A 14,145-nucleotide genomic window follows, 5' to 3' on the forward strand; every position below is an offset into this window, starting at 1 on the left:
TCACTCCCCTCCCCGCACGACGATCGTCGACAGGCTCGTCGCGACCGGTGCGTCGTCGGCATCGATGATCTCGCTGCGCATCGTCACCATCTGGTGGCCACCGGCCGCCCGGATCGCGTCGATGTGCAGCACGCCGCGCAGCTCGTCGCCGGCGACGATCGGGCGGTGGTGGGTGAAGCGCTGCTCGCCGTGGACGACGCGGGAGTAGTCGACGCCCGCCTCGGGGTCGGTGACGAACTGCGCGTCCGTGCGCTGGCCGGGGATGACCGCGAAGGTCGGCGGGGCGACGAGGTCGGGGTACCCAGCGGCGCGGGCGGCCTCGAGGTCGTGGTGCACCGGGTCGGTCGCTCCGACCGCGGCCGCGAAGTCGCGGATGTGCTCCCGCCCGACGCAGAAGGGGGGCGACGGATCATAGGTCCGACCCTGGAAGTCCTCGTTCACGGCCATGCCCGACAGTCTAGGCAGGTGCCCCGTGCACGACGACGCGGCCGCCGAGCAGGTGCTCGACGGCCGCGTCGTCAAGGATCGCGGGTGCAGGACCTCAGCGGGTCTCGCGGTGCGGGGTGTGCTTGCGGCACCGGTTGCAGAACTTCGCCAGCTCGATGCGGTCGGGCGTGTTGCGGCGGTTCTTCTTGGTGATGTAGTTCCGCTCCTTGCACTCCGTGCACGCCAGGGTGATCTTGGGGCGGACGTCGGCGCTCTTGGTGGCCACGGTAAGAACCTGCTCTCAGACACTTCGGGGTGGTACTCGCCTGGCGCCGGTCTGCGCTGGGCGGGAGGTGCGGGCCTGCTGACCCACACGGCTCAACACGGCGACGCACAAGAATAGTCCACGGACGACCAGCACCGGAAATCGGTGGTGGCTGCCTACCGTGGTACTGCGTAGCGGGAGCGGGGCTCGATCCCGCGACCTCACGATTATGAGTCGTGCGCTCTAACCAGCTGAGCTACCCCGCCTTGGCGGTCGACCTGCGCTGCGCGCGGGCCGGACCAGAGCCCCCTGTCGGAATCGAACCGACGACCTTTTCCTTACCATGGAAACGCTCTGCCGACTGAGCTAAGGGGGCAGGACCACCGAGTGCTTCGAGGAGCGATCCGGTGGACGACCTCGGGAGAGATTACACGCCCGGGGCCGTGGTCATGAAATCGGGGGTTCGACCGGCGCCGCTGCCTCGCCGACGAGCGCCTCCAGGGCGGGCCGGAGGACCTGCGGGACCGCCGTCGGACGCCGGCTCGTCGCGTCGACGAAGACGTGCGCGGACGTCGCGAGGGCGACGAGCTCGCCGTCGCCCGACCGGGCGAGCGCGCACTCCCAGCGCACGCTCGAGCGGCCGACGGACAGCGCGCGCAGGCCGACCTCGAAGGCGTCGGGGTAGGAGATCTCCGCGAGGTAGCGGCAGCCCGTCTCGGGGATGAGGTTGATCGTGTCCCCGCCCGCGGCGACGTCGAAGCCGTGCGCCTTGAGCCAGTCGTTGATCGCCGTGTCCATCACCGAGTAGTGCACGGCGTTGTTGACGTGGCCGAACTGGTCGTTGTCGCTCCAGCGGGTCGGGATCGTGACCCAGTGCGGGTATCGGGCGCGGTCGAAGGTGTCGCTCACGTCAGTCATCCTGCACCGGCGTCCCGTCGGCCCGCCACAGCCCGGAGGTGCCGCGGCGGTGGCTGTCGAGCAGATGGGTGTCGACGATGCCGACGGCCTCCATGAGCGCGAAGGCCGTCGTCGGCCCGACGAAGGTGAAGCCCCGCCGCTTCAGCTCCTTGGCCAGGGCACGTGACTCGTCGGAGGTCGTCGGCACCTCGGCGAAGGTCCGCGGCATCGGGGTGCGCTCGGGGCGGTGGGACCAGACGAGGTCGACCAGGCCCCCGTCCGCGCGAAGGGAGACCGTCGCGCCGGCGTTGCGGATCGTCGCCACGATCTTCGCGCGGTTGCGCACGATCCCGGCGTCCTGCATGAGGTGGGCGACCTCCCCTTCGCCCCAGGTCGCGACGACGTCCGGGTCGAAACCGGCGAAGGCCGCGCGGAAGGACTCCCGCTTGGCCAGGATCGTGGCCCAGGACAGGCCGGACTGGAAGGCCTCGAGGCTCAGCCGCTCGAAGAGCCCGCGCTCGTCGCGCACGGGCATGCCCCACTCGGTGTCGTAGTAGCGCCGCAGGAGCTCGCCGTGGGCTCCGCCCCCCTGCGCCCACGCCGGCCGCGCGAGCCCGTCCTCACCGATGACCACGTCCATGGCGAGCATGCTGCCACGGGCACGACGCAGGCCCCCGGGATCGCTCCGCGGGGGCCTGCGTGCACGTGGGTGGCAGGTGAAGGATTCGAACCTTCGTAGGGATAACCCGACGGATTTACAGTCCGTTTCCATTGGCCGCTCGGACAACCTGCCGTGTGCGTCTGGAAGGATAGCAAGTTGACCGCCCGAGGACGCAAATCCGGGCAGATCCACCGCCGAAGGAGTGACGAGGACCCATGGCCAGCAGCAGCTTCGACATCGTGAGCAAGGTCGACCGCCAGGAGGTCGACAACGCGCTCAACCAGGCCGCCAAGGAGGTCTCCCAGCGGTACGACTTCAAGGGTGTGGGCGCCTCGATCGAGTGGAGCGGCGACAACGTCGTCATCAAGGCCAACAGCGCCGAGCGCGTGCTCGCCGTGCTCGACGTCTTCGAGTCCAAGCTCGTGCGCCGCGGGGTCTCGCTGAAGAACATCGACTTCGGCGACAAGGACCCGCAGGCCTCGGGCAAGGAGTACGTCCTCTCGGGCCCGACCAAGGAGGGCATCGACCAGGACAACGCGAAGAAGATCTCCAAGATCATCCGCGACGAGGGCCCGAAGGGGATCAAGCCGCAGATCCAGGGCGACGAGCTGCGGGTCACCGGCAAGTCGCGCGACGAGCTGCAGGAGGTCATCGCGCTGCTGAAGGGCAAGGACCTCGACGTCGCACTGCAGTTCACGAACTACCGCTGACCACCCCTTCGCGCAGCCAGCGCGGACGCACCTGAACCCGCATTGCCCTAGGGGAATGCGGGTTCAGGTGCGTGCGGGGGCGCGTCGGTCAGACGGGGTCGGGCACCATCGACGCGGTGGCCGGCTCCGCCACGGCGGGGTGCGCCCGGTCGTGGCGACCCAGCAGACGTCCCAGGAGAGGGACGAGCAGGAGTCCGAGCAGCGTCGCGCCGACGAGGACCCACAGGCCCGAGGAGGGCGAGCCGGTGGCCTTCTCGGTCAGGCCGAACGCGTACGGGCCGACGAAGGCCCCGGTCAGGCCGATCGTGTTGACGAAGGCCAGCCCGGCCGCGGCCGCGACCCCACCGAGCCGGGCCATGAGGACCGACCAGTAGAGCGGCTGCACCCCGACGATGAAGAGCATCGTGGCGCTGAGGACGATCATCTTGGCCACCGGGTTGCCGACGGCGATGAAGATCAGGGCGAAGACGATCGCGCCGGCGGTGGTGATGCCGATGAGCCGCACCTCCGAGCCGGGGTCGCGCCGGAGCACCCGCGGCACGACGAGCACGCCGATGACGGCACCGATACCGACGACACCGGAGATCAACCCGATCATGAAGCTGTCCGAGACGTTCATCGCCTCCACGATCGAGGGGACGAAGAAGATGACGCCGTAGGTGGCGATCTGGTTCATGAAGTAGATCGCCGCGATGGTCAGCAGGAAGGGCTTGGACATCGCGTTGCGGATGATCGCTCCCGGACGCGTCTCCTCCGGCTCCTCGCCGACGGCCCGCCGGGTGAGCTCCCGGGCCTCCTCGGGCTCGAGCCACTTCGCCGTGGCCGGCGAGCTGGGCAGGGTGAAGAAGATGTAGATGCCGAGCAGGACGGTGGGGATGCCCTCGAGCACGAAGAGCCACTGCCAGCCGTGGAGGCCGCCCAGGCCGTCCAGCTTCATCAGCGCGCCACCGATGGGGTTGGCCACGATGAAGGCGACCGAGGATGCGGTGAGGATGAGGCCGACGACCGTCGCGCGGTCCTTCTGCGCGAACCAGGTCGTGATGAGGTACATGATCCCCGGGTAGAGACCGGCCTCGGCGGCGCCGAGGAGCAGGCGCAGGACGTAGAACACCGTCGGGCTGGAGATGAACATCATCGCCATGGTGATCAGGCCCCAGGTGACGGCGATGCGGCTGATCCACACCTTCGCCCCGATCCGGTGCAGGAGCAGGTTGCTCGGCACCTCGAGGACGGCATAGGTGATGAAGAACAGCCCGGCGCCCAGGCCGTACGCCGCGGCGTCGATCCCGACGTCGACCTCGAGGGAGGTCTTGGCGAGGCCGACGTTGGTGCGGTCGACGAAGGCCATGAAGTACGCGGCCATGAGCAGGGGCACCAGACGCACGAAGGCCTTCCGCGTGGCCCGCGCATGCACCTGGTCCGACGTCGTTGTCGGTGAAGTCATGTGTGATCTCCTGTAGGTGAAGGATGATTCAGGTATATGTTGAATCGGGATTCAAGTTCGAGTCAAGGGTCGCCTCGACTGCTCGGTGACGGTCAGGCGAGGGCGGCGACGAGGTCCTGCGCGCGACCCAGCAGCTCGGGCTTGCGGATCTTGCCCGTGTCGGTGAGCGGGAAGGCCTCGACGACCTCGACGAGCGGCAGCTTGTACGTCGCCATCTGGTCGCGAGCCCACTCCTCCACCCCGGTCGCGGTGACGGAGGACCCGGGGACCAGGCTGACGAAGGCCACGGGCCGCTGCCCGGTGGACGCGTCGTCCGCCGGCACCACGGCGACGGAGGCGACGTCGGGGTGGCCGGCGAGCAGCATCTCGACCTCGGCCGGGAAGACGCTCATGCCGTTGACCTTGATCATGTCCTTGCTGCGCGCGAGGTAGTGCAGGCACCCGTCGTCGTCGAGGTAGCCGGTGTCGCCCGTGTGCAGCCAGCCGTCCCGCAGCTGCTGCGCCGACGCCTGCGGGTTGCGCCAGTATCCGGTCATGATCGAGGGGCTGCGCAGGAGGATCTCCCCCGCCTCTCCGAGGGGCATCGGCTCCGCCGTCGCGGGGTCGACGACGACGACGTCCGTGCCCGGCACGGGCAGCCCGCAGAACACCGGCTCGGTGAGCAGGTCGTGGTCGCCCTCGTGGAACCCGTACGGCACGACGTCGACGGTGTGGCTCTCCGTCATGCCGTAGGAGCCCTCGCGCAGGACCGAGCCGGGTCCGACGACCTCGGACCACTGCCGGCGCACCTCCGGGGTGAGCTTGCGGATGAAGGACATCGTCATCGGCGCGGTGAAGCAGGACAGGTCGCGCTCGGCGACGCCGGGCACCCGCAGCAGGTCGAGGTAGCTCTCCACGGTGGCCGCGGTCGTCGTCACGCGGCACCTCTCGACGAGGTCCACGACGGTGGCGGCGTCCCAGCGCTCCAGCAGCACGGTGGTCCCGCCCGTGACGAGGGGGATGAGGATGCCCAGGTCCTCCCCCGCGATCCAGAAGACGGGGATGAAGCACAGCGAGACGACCCGTGTCCCGTCGAAGCCGTTGGCCCCCGAGGCACTCACGGCCGTGTAGACCATGTGCCGCTGGGTGTGCTCGCACCCCTTGGGCAGACCGGTCGTGCCGCCGGTGTAGTTGAGCGCCGCGAGGGCGTCGAGGTCCCCGGCCACCTCGCGCAGCGGCGCCGTCGCCTCGGTGTCGCTCCAGCGCACGACCTCGAGCCCCTCGACGGCGGGAAGGGGGTCCCCGCCGGTGGCGAGGACGACCACCGTGTGCACGTCGGTCGCGGCGGCGGCCGCGCAGAGCCGCTCCGCGAGTGCGGCGCTCGTGACGACCACGCTCGCCCCGGAGTCGCGCAGCTCGTGGACGAGCTCGGCGTGCTGGAACATCGGGTTCACCGGTACGTGCACGCACCCGGCCCGCAGCGTGCCGAGGAAGGCGATGACGAACTCGGGGACATTGCCCAGGTGGACGCCGACCCGCTCGCCGGGGGCCACCCCCTTCGCCCGCAACCAGCCGGCCCAGCGCGCGTGCCGGTCGGCGAGCTCGCGGTAGTCCATGACGACCTCGTCGTGGACGATCGCGGCCTCTTCCGGCTGCCGCTGCGCCCACGCGTCGACGTACCCGGGGACCGTGAGGTCACCGAGCGGGTGGACGACGTCGCGGGGGGTGCCGGCGGGACGGACCCGCTCCTGACGCTGCCGCAGGTCCTGCAGGTGCTGCGTGTAGTCCATGGGGGCTCCTTCGGGTCACCAGGTGTCGACGTAGCGGGTCGGCCGCTCGTCGGGGACGACGGACGCCATCGCCGTGCGGATCCACCGGCGGGTGTCGACCGGGTCGATGACGTCGTCGAGCTCGACGACCGCCGCAGAGTTGACCGCGCGGCCGCGTTCGTAGAGGTCGTCGACAAGCCGCTGCTCCAGCGCCCGGCGCTCCGTGGGGTCCGCGACCGCCTCGAGCTCGCGGCGGAAGCCCAGACGGACCGCACCCTCGAGGCCCATGCCGCCGACCTCACCCGTCGGCCACGCCAGCGTCGCCGCCGGGCGGTGGAAGCTGCCCGCGGCCATCGCCTGCGCGCCCAGGCCGTAGGCCTTGCGCAGGACGACCGTCACCATCGGCACCCGCAGGTGCGACCCGATGACGAAGAGGCGGGCGAAGTGGCGCACCGTCGCGGTGCGCTCGTGCTCCGGCCCGACCATGAACCCCGGGGTGTCGCAGAGGGAGACGACGGGCAGCCCGTGCGCGTCGCAGAGCTGGAGGAAGCGCGCGAGCTTGTCCGCGGCCGGGGTGTCGATCGCCCCGCCGAGGTGGCGCGGGTTGTTGGCGACCAGCCCCATGGGACGACCCTCGATGCGCACGAGCGCGGTGACGACGCCGGGGGCGAAGCCGGCGCGCAGCTCGAGGACCGAGCCCTCGTCGGCGAGGGTGCGGATCGCGGCGTGGATGTCGTAGGCGCGCACCCTGTTCTCCGGGACGACGTGGCGCAGCGCCCGCTGGTCGGCGGCGGTCCACTCCTCGCGCGCCCCCTGGAAGTAGCCGAGGTAGCGCTGGGCCACCTCGACCGCCTCCGCCTCGTCGTCGACGACCACGTCGACGACGCCGTTGCCGCCCTGCACCTCGATGGGGCCGACCTCCTCGGGCGCGAAGACGCCCAGGCCACCCCCTTCGATCATCGCGGGACCGCCCATGCCGATCGTCGAGTCACGCGTGGCGATGATGACGTCGCAGCAGCCGAGGAGCGCGGCATTGCCGGCGAAGCAGCGACCGGCCGCGATGCCGATGGTCGGGACGAGCCCGCTGAGCCGGCCCATCGTCGCGAAGGTCGGCACGTCGAGACCGCTGGCGACCGTGGTGTCGGTGTCCCCGGGACGGCCCCCGCCCCCTTCGGCGAAGAGGACGACGGGCAGGCGCTGCTGCTCGGCGATCTCGAGGAGGCGGTCGGTCTTCTTGTGGTTGAGGTAGCCCTGGGTGCCAGCCAGCACGGTGTAGTCGTAGGCCAGGACCGCGCAGCGGGAGTCTCCGGCGGGGGTGCTGCCGATGCGACCGATCCCCGTGACGATCCCGTCGGCCGGGGTGCTCGCGATGAGGTCCTCCTCGCTGCGCCGCGCGCGCTGGGCCGCGACGGCGAGACCGCCGTACTCGATGAAGCTGCCCTCCTCGACGAGGTCGGCGATGTTCTCCCGGGCCGTGCGTCGGCCGCGCGCATGGCGCTTGGCGACCGCCTCGGGGCGAGCCGCGTCCAGGCGCCGGTCGCGGCGCTCGAGCAGCCTCGACAGGTCGGCCCGCTCGGCGTCGAGGTCGGGTCCCTCGTCGAGCGCGCCGGTCGACGACTGGTCGGAGGAAGGGAGCAGCCGCACCAGGAGGTCACCGGCCGCGGTCGTCGCACCGGCCCGGACCCGGACGGCGGTGACCGTCCCGGTGGCGGGGGCGGGCACCAGGTGCTCCATCTTCATCGCCTCGACGACGACGAGGGGCGTCCCGACGGCGACCTCCTGGCCGGGCTCGACGAGGACGGCGACGACGGTGCCGGCCATCTCCGCGAGGACCTCGCCGTCGCTCACGTCCGGGCGGTCGAGAGCACGGATCGGGCCGGTCTCGTCGAACCACCGGGTCGTGACGTCCCACGCGGCGACGTCCTCGTGGTCGAGGACCTCGCGCAGGAGCGGCAGGTTGGTCTCGACCCCGTCGACGGTGCACTCCGCGACCGCCTGTCGCGCCTTGCCGAGCGCCGCGGCCAGGCCGCTGTGGCTGTGGGTGACGACCTTCGCGACGAGCGAGTCGAAGGAGCCGTCGACGCGGGTCCCCTCGACGAGGTGCGTGTCCACCCGCACCCCGGGCCCGGTCGGCAGGGCGAGTCGGGAGACGACGCCGTGGGCGGGCAGCGCCTCGCCGTGGCTGCCGGTGCGCTCTGCGGCGACCCGCAGCTCGACGGCGGCGCCGGTGACCGCCGGTGGGGTCGCCAGGCCGAGGTCGGCGAGGCCCTCCCCCGCAGCCAGCCGCAGCTGGGCGAGCACGAGGTCGACGCCCGTGACCATCTCGGTCACCGGGTGCTCGACCTGCAGACGCGGGTTGACCTCGATGAACCACCAGCGGCTCGGGTCGTCGGCGTCGAGCAGGAACTCGACCGTGGCCAGCCCGCGGTAGCCGCGGCCGGAGACCAGCCGCACGGCGGCGGCGTGCAGGTCCGCCCGGACGTCGTCGGGCAGCGCCGGTGCGGGCGCGACCTCGACGACCTTCTGGAAGCGGCGTTGCAGGGTGCAGTCCCGCTCGCCGAGGTGGGTGGCTCCCCCTTCGCCGTCGGCCACGACCTGGACCTCGACGTGCCGGGCCCGCTCGACGTACAGCTCGACGAAGAGCTCGCCGGAGCCGAAGCTGCGCTCCGCCTCGGAGCGCGCGCGCTCCCAGGCCTCGCCGAGGGGCTCGCCGGCCGGCACCGCCCGCATGCCGCGGCCGCCGCCGCCCGCCGCCGCCTTGACCATGACGCCTGCGGGACGCTGCGCCAGGGCGAAGGCCTCCGCCTGCGCCTCGGTGACGCCGACGGGGGTGGCGGGCAGGACCGGGACCCCGGCCTGCTCCGCCACCGCCCGGGCGCTGCCCTTGTCCCCGAAGAGCTCGAGCAGCTCGGCGTCCGGCCCGACGAAGACCACGCCGGCCTCGACGCACGCCCGTGCGAGCGCCGGACTCTCGCTGAGGAAGCCGTACCCCGGGTGCAGCATCGTGCACCCGTGCTCGATCGCCCCGGCGACGAGGGAGGACGCATCGAGGTAGGCGGCCGCACCCTCCCCCGGCAGCACGTGGACCGCCGTCGCGAGCCGGGCGGCCAGCGAGTCGGCCTCCGCCCGGGTCACGGCCGCCACGACGTCCAGACCGGCCTCCCTGGCGGCTCGGACGATCCGGACGGCGATCTCGCCACGGTTGGCGACGAAGACGGGCACGGCTGCTCCTCGGGGACGTGACGGGGTGGGGCGAAGGGGTGCGCGGGTCAGAAGATCTCGAAGAGCCCCGCCGCGCCCATGCCGCCACCGACGCACATCGTCACGACGCCGTAGCGCGCGCCTCGGCGCCGGCCCTCGATGAGGAGGTGACCGGCCATGCGCGCACCGCTCATGCCGTACGGGTGGCCGATCGAGATGGCCCCGCCGTTGACGTTGTACTTCGCCGGGTCGATGCCGAGCGTGTCGCGGCAGTAGAGCGCCTGGACGGCGAAGGCCTCGTTGAGCTCCCACAGGTCGATGTCGTCCACCGTGAGCCCGTGCTGGGCGAGCAGCTTCGGCACGGCGAAGACCGGGCCGATGCCCATCTCGTCCGGCTCGCAGCCCGCGACGGCCATGCCGCGGAAGGCGCCGAGCGGGGTCAGCCCGCGGCGGGAGGCCTCGGCGGCCTCCATGACGACTGCCGCGGACGCGCCGTCGGACAGCTGCGAGGCATTGCCCGCGGTGATCGAGAAGCCCTCGGTGCCGTCCTTGGCGAGCACCGGGTTCAGCTTGGCCAGGTCCTCGATGGTCGTGCTGGGGCGGTTGCCCTCGTCCTTGGCGAGCGTGACCTCCTGCGAGGAGACCTCACCCGTCGCCTTGTCCTTGCTGAGCATCGTCGAGGGCAGCGCCACGATCTCGTCGTCGAAGGCGCCGGCCTCCTGGCCGGCTGCCGTGCGTCGCTGGGACTCGAGGGCGTACTCGTCCTGGGCATCCCGGCCGACGCCGTAGCGCTGCGCGACGATCTCGGCGGTCTCGAGCATGGACATGTAGGTCGCCGGCACGTGCTCGACGAGCCAGGGGTCCTGCGCGCGGTAGGTGTTCATGTGCTCGTTCTGCACCAGCGAGATCGAGTCGACCCCGCCACCGACGGCCACGTCCATGCCGTCGAGGACGACCTGCTTGGCGGCGGTGGCGATGGCCATGAGCCCGCTCGCGCACTGGCGGTCGACGGACATGCCGGCGACCGTGACGGGCAGGCCGGCGCGCAGCGCCGCCTGCCGGCCGATGTTCATCGCGGTCGAGCCCTGTTGGAGGGCGGCGCCGATGACGACGTCCTCGATCCGCTCGCCCTCGACGCCGGAGCGCTCGACGGCATGGCGCACGGCGTGGCCGATGAGCTCCTGGGCCTGGGTGTCGTTGAAGGCGCCGCGGTAGGCGCGGCCGATCGGGGTGCGGGCGGTGGAGACGATGACTGCTTCGCGCATGGGGGTCACTCCTGTGGGTGAGGGGAGGTCGAAGGGGGTGGGTCGAAGGGGGTTCGGTCAGCTCGCCGGGAGGTCCACGAGCTCGGCCAGATCGCTGCGGTGCCGGTCCGGGGTGCCGAGGGCCAGCTGGTCGGACTTGGCCCGCTTGAGCCGGGTGTGCACCGACGCCTCCCACGTCATGCCGATGCCGCCGTGCAGCTGCAGGGCCTCCTCGGCCGCCCGCACCGCGGCGTCCGAGCAGTACGACTGGGCCACGGCCTGCGAGACCAGCTGGTCGGGGTCGCCGTCCGCGAGCGTGCCGGCGGCGTAGCGGGCGGCGGCCCGGGTGCCGACGAGTTCCAGGTAGAGGTCGGCGAGGCGGTGCTTGATCGCCTGGAAGGAGCCGATCGGTCGGGCGAACTGCACCCGCGTCTTCGCGTACTCCACCGTCGTGTCGAGGCACCACTGCGCCACGCCCAGCTGCTCGGAGGCGAGCAGCGCGGCGCCGGCGGCGAGCGCGGCGTCGACGGCCTCGTCGGCGGCGGTCCCGGAGGCGATCTCGTTCCCCTGACCGGTCACGCTCACGCTGGCGAGCGGGCGGGTCATGTCGAGCGACGTGATGGGCTCCAGCTCGACCTCGTCGCGATCGAGAGCACGAAGGGAGGTCACGCCCCCCTCGCCCCGGGTCGGCACGAGGAAGAGGTCGGCACCGAGCGCACCGGCGACCGGTGCGACCGGCCCCGCGCTCGGGTCGACGGCCGTCCACGCCCCACGGCGCGCGGTCCACGGCAGCACGAGCGCCGCGGTGCGCTCCCCCGAGGCGAGGGTCGGCAGACGGGTCTCGTCGCCGGCCTCGAGGAGGGCGGTCGTCGCGATGACGGCACTGGTGAGGAAGGGGACGGGCGCGACGGCCCCGCCGAGCTCCTCGAGGACCACGGCCGCCTCTCGGGCGCTGGCTCCCGCGCCGCCGAGCGACTCGGGGACGAGCAGGCCGGCGAGGCCGAGCTGCTCGGCCAGCGAGCGCCACAGGCCGGACACGTCGGTGTCGGGTTCGTCGGCGAGATGGGTGGGCAGCGTCTCGTCCAGCGCGCGGCGCAGGGTCGAGCGGACGCTGTCCCGCAGCGCCTCCTCGACGTCGGTGTAGAGCAGGTCGGTCATCGCGGCACATCCTTGAAGGCGATCCCCTTGTCGGGGCGGTGGTCCGGTGGCAGGCCGAGCACGCGCTCGGCGATGACATTGCGCATGATCTCGCTCGTGCCGCCCTCGATCGAGTTGCCCTTGGCGCGCAGATAGCGGAAGCCGGGGCCGTGACCGAGGAAGGAGCCGCCCTCGGGGCGGACCATCGTCCAGTCGTGGTACTCGAGCCCCTCCTCGGGGGCGACCTCGAGGGCGAACCCGCTCACCTGCTGCGCCTGGTGGGCGAAGGCGAGCTTCATCGCCGAGCTCTCTGGGCCGGGCTGACCGACCTCCAGGCCCTGCCGCAGGCGCTCCCCGGCGAGGCGGGTGACCTCGGTCTCGACCCACCACTGCATGAGCTCGGTGTGGTGGCCGGGGGTGCGCACCGACGGGTCGGTGCGCCACCGCTGGGTGACGACGCCGATCTGGCCGGCCTCGCGCTCGTTGCCGGCGGAGATCGCCACGCGCTCGTTGTTCAGCGTCGTCGTCGCGACCTTCCAGCCGGCACCCACGGCGCCGACCCGGTGGGTGTCGGGCACCCGCACCCCGGTGAGGAAGACCTCGTTGAACTCCGCCTCGCCGGTGAGCTGGCGCAGCGGCCGCACCTCGATCCCGGGGTCGGACATGTCCACGACGAAGTAGGTCATCCCCGCGTGCTTGGGGACCGTCGGGTCGGTGCGGGCCACGAGGATCGCGAACTGGGCGTTGTGCGCCCCGGAGGTCCACACCTTCTGCCCGTCGACGACCCACTCGTCACCGTCGGGGACGGCACGGGTCGCGACACCCGCGAGGTCGGAGCCGGCACCGGGCTCGCTGAAGAGCTGGCACCAGATCTCGGTGCACGTGAAGAGCGGGCGCAGGAATCGCTGCTGCAGCTCCTCCGTGCCGAAGGCCAGCAGCGTCGGAGCGGCCATGCCCAGGCCGATGCTGTTCTTCGCGAAGTCCGGACGGGGCGCGCCGGCCTCCTCGAGGAGGGCGTCGACCTCGAGCTGGCGTCCACGCGAGAGGCCGAGGCCTCCCTTCCCCTGCGGGAAGTGGACCCAGGCGAGGCCGGCGTCGAACTGGGCGCCGAGGAACTGCGCGGGGTCGCTCGTCTGCGGGTCGTGGCTCGCGAGGAGCTCCTCGACCCGCTGCTGCAGATCAGGCATGTGCGGTCCTCCTGCGGATCTCGTGTCGGGCGAGGGCGTTCTTGTGCACCTCGTCGGGGCCGTCGGCGAAACGCAGGGTGCGCACCTGGGCGTACCACTCGGCGACGGGGAAGTCCTGGCTCAGGCCGCCGGCGCCGTGCACCTGGACGGCCTTGTCGAGGATCCACTCGACGGTGGCGGGCGCGGCGATCTTGATCGCCTGGATCTCGGTGTGGGCGCCCTTGTTGCCCGCCGTGTCCATGAGCCACGCGGCCTTGAGGGTGAGCAGCCGCAGCTGCTCGATGCGCACCCGGGACTCGGCGATCCAGTCGCGGATGACGCCCTGCTCGGACAGCGCCTTGCCGAAGGCGACCCGGCTCGCGGCGCGGTCGATCATCAGCTCCAGCGACCGCTCGGCGATGCCGATGAGCCGCATGCAGTGGTGGATCCGGCCCGGGCCGAGGCGGGCCTGGGCGATCGCGAACCCGGAGCCCTCCTCGCCGATGAGGTTGGCGGCCGGCACGCGCACGTCGGTGAAGTCGATCTCGGCGTGGCCGCCGTGGTCGCGGTCGTCGTAGCCGAAGACCTTCATGCCGCGGCGCACGTCGACGCCGGGGGTGTCGCGCGGCACGAGGATCATCGACTGCTGCCGGTGACGGTCGGCCGACGGGTCGGTCTTGCCCATGAGGATGAAGATCTTGGCGTCGGGGTTCATCGCGCCGGAGATGTACCACTTGCGGCCGTTGATGACGTACTCGTCCCCGTCGCGCACGATCGAGGTCTCGATGTTGGTCGCGTCGGAGCTGGCCACGCGCGGCTCGGTCATCGCGAAGGCCGAGCGGATCTCGCCGGCGAGGAGGGGGGTGAGCCACTGCTCCTGCTGCTCGGGGGTGCCGAACATGTGCAGCACCTCCATGTTGCCGGTGTCCGGTGCCGCGCAGTTGGTCGCGACCGGGGCGATGTGCAGGCTCCGGCCGAGGGTCTCGCACAGGGGCGCGTACTGGAGGTTGGTCAGGCCGGCGCCGGACTCACCGGGCAGGAAGAGGTTCCACAGCCCCAGGCTGCGGGCGGCCTCCTTGGCCTGCTCGACGACCGGCGGCGGCGACCAGCGGTCCGGCGCCGCGTCGAGCTGCTCCTGGTAGGTCGCCTCGATGGGGTAGACGTGCTCGTCCATGAAGGCGGTGAGCCGCTCCTGCAGCTCGGTGGTCCTGGCGTCCGTCGTGAAGTCCACGGTCCGCTCCCTTCG

The 14,145-nt window shown here is 71.8% G+C and carries 12 protein-coding genes and 3 tRNA genes; 1 reads left to right on the forward strand and 14 read right to left on the reverse strand.

Translation table 11 applies throughout. From position 1 onward, the window contains the following. The 7 genes from JT1_RS10800 to JT1_RS10830 all read right to left on the reverse strand — a co-directional run bounded on the left by JT1_RS10800 (position 1) and on the right by JT1_RS10830 (position 2,381). Positions 1 to 447: an FAS1-like dehydratase domain-containing protein gene (locus JT1_RS10800; RefSeq protein WP_068326121.1), complete on the reverse strand. Its 447-nt coding sequence runs from the start codon at positions 445 to 447 to the stop codon at positions 1 to 3. A gap of 94 nt (positions 448 to 541) precedes the next feature. Next, entirely contained in the window at positions 542 to 712 is a 171-nt protein-coding gene (gene rpmG / locus JT1_RS10805) for a 50S ribosomal protein L33 (RefSeq protein WP_068326124.1), read from the reverse strand. 171 nt (positions 713 to 883) lie between these two features. After that, positions 884 to 957: transfer RNA gene (locus JT1_RS10810), tRNA-Met, on the reverse strand. Positions 958 to 994: 37 nt separating this feature from the next. Further along, positions 995 to 1,067: transfer RNA gene (locus tag JT1_RS10815), tRNA-Thr, on the reverse strand. 71 nt (positions 1,068 to 1,138) lie between these two features. Then, entirely contained in the window at positions 1,139 to 1,600 is a 462-nt protein-coding gene (locus JT1_RS10820; protein WP_068326127.1) for an acyl-CoA thioesterase, read from the reverse strand. 1 nt (position 1,601) lies between these two features. Beyond that, the gene (locus JT1_RS10825) at positions 1,602 to 2,228 is read right to left on the reverse strand and encodes a DNA-3-methyladenine glycosylase I (protein WP_068329061.1); all 627 of its coding nucleotides are present in this window, start codon (positions 2,226 to 2,228) and stop codon (positions 1,602 to 1,604) included. Positions 2,229 to 2,298: 70 nt separating this feature from the next. Further along, positions 2,299 to 2,381: transfer RNA gene (locus JT1_RS10830), tRNA-Tyr, on the reverse strand. 83 nt (positions 2,382 to 2,464) lie between these two features. Here JT1_RS10830 and JT1_RS10835 point away from each other — a divergent pair. Continuing rightward, positions 2,465 to 2,959: a YajQ family cyclic di-GMP-binding protein gene (locus JT1_RS10835; protein WP_068326134.1), complete on the forward strand. Its 495-nt coding sequence runs from the start codon at positions 2,465 to 2,467 to the stop codon at positions 2,957 to 2,959. 88 nt (positions 2,960 to 3,047) lie between these two features. Here the strand turns inward: JT1_RS10835 and JT1_RS10840 are convergent, their stop codons facing one another. The 7 genes from JT1_RS10840 to JT1_RS10870 form a co-directional block, all read right to left on the reverse strand. Further along, on the reverse strand, positions 3,048 to 4,343 hold the full coding sequence (locus tag JT1_RS10840; RefSeq protein WP_255218311.1) for an MFS transporter: 1,296 nt from the start codon (positions 4,341 to 4,343) through the stop codon (positions 3,048 to 3,050). Positions 4,344 to 4,495: 152 nt separating this feature from the next. Continuing rightward, positions 4,496 to 6,172: an AMP-binding protein gene (locus tag JT1_RS10845; RefSeq protein ID WP_068326142.1), complete on the reverse strand. Its 1,677-nt coding sequence runs from the start codon at positions 6,170 to 6,172 to the stop codon at positions 4,496 to 4,498. Between the two features lie 15 nt (positions 6,173 to 6,187). After that, a complete protein-coding gene (locus JT1_RS10850) occupies positions 6,188 to 9,373 on the reverse strand; it encodes a carboxyl transferase domain-containing protein (RefSeq protein WP_068326145.1) in 3,186 nt (1,061 codons plus the stop codon). 47 nt (positions 9,374 to 9,420) lie between these two features. Then, positions 9,421 to 10,617, reverse strand: coding sequence for an acetyl-CoA C-acyltransferase (locus JT1_RS10855; protein ID WP_068326147.1), 1,197 nt, complete (start codon positions 10,615 to 10,617; stop codon positions 9,421 to 9,423). 57 nt (positions 10,618 to 10,674) lie between these two features. After that, positions 10,675 to 11,754 (reverse strand): acyl-CoA dehydrogenase family protein, encoded by a 1,080-nt coding sequence (locus JT1_RS10860; protein WP_068326149.1) that lies wholly within the window; start codon positions 11,752 to 11,754, stop codon positions 10,675 to 10,677. After that, the gene (locus JT1_RS10865; RefSeq protein ID WP_068326151.1) at positions 11,751 to 12,920 is read right to left on the reverse strand and encodes an acyl-CoA dehydrogenase family protein; all 1,170 of its coding nucleotides are present in this window, start codon (positions 12,918 to 12,920) and stop codon (positions 11,751 to 11,753) included. Before JT1_RS10865 ends, JT1_RS10860 begins: the two co-directional genes overlap by 4 nt. Continuing rightward, positions 12,913 to 14,130, reverse strand: coding sequence for an acyl-CoA dehydrogenase family protein (locus JT1_RS10870; RefSeq protein WP_068326153.1), 1,218 nt, complete (start codon positions 14,128 to 14,130; stop codon positions 12,913 to 12,915). The genes JT1_RS10865 and JT1_RS10870 overlap by 8 nt, the downstream gene beginning before the upstream one ends. Between the last annotated feature and the right edge of the window lie 15 nt (positions 14,131 to 14,145).

Origin of the sequence: Janibacter terrae NBRC 107853 (assembly GCF_001591405.1) — a bacterium.
GTDB lineage: Bacteria > Actinomycetota > Actinomycetes > Actinomycetales > Dermatophilaceae > Janibacter > Janibacter terrae.

Bases quoted from the DNA above. Each gene is read 5' to 3' on its own strand.
- JT1_RS10800 (WP_068326121.1), bottom strand. From the start codon at position 447: ATGGCCGTGAACGAGGACTTCCAGGGTCGGACCTATGATCCGTCGCCC.
- JT1_RS10825 (WP_068329061.1), bottom strand. From the start codon at position 2,228: ATGGACGTGGTCATCGGTGAGGACGGGCTCGCGCGGCCGGCGTGGGCG.
- JT1_RS10860 (WP_068326149.1), bottom strand. From the start codon at position 11,754: ATGACCGACCTGCTCTACACCGACGTCGAGGAGGCGCTGCGGGACAGC.
- JT1_RS10855 (WP_068326147.1), bottom strand. From the start codon at position 10,617: ATGCGCGAAGCAGTCATCGTCTCCACCGCCCGCACCCCGATCGGCCGC.
- JT1_RS10865 (WP_068326151.1), bottom strand. From the start codon at position 12,920: ATGCCTGATCTGCAGCAGCGGGTCGAGGAGCTCCTCGCGAGCCACGAC.
- JT1_RS10835 (WP_068326134.1), top strand. From the start codon at position 2,465: ATGGCCAGCAGCAGCTTCGACATCGTGAGCAAGGTCGACCGCCAGGAG.
- JT1_RS10845 (WP_068326142.1), bottom strand. From the start codon at position 6,172: ATGGACTACACGCAGCACCTGCAGGACCTGCGGCAGCGTCAGGAGCGG.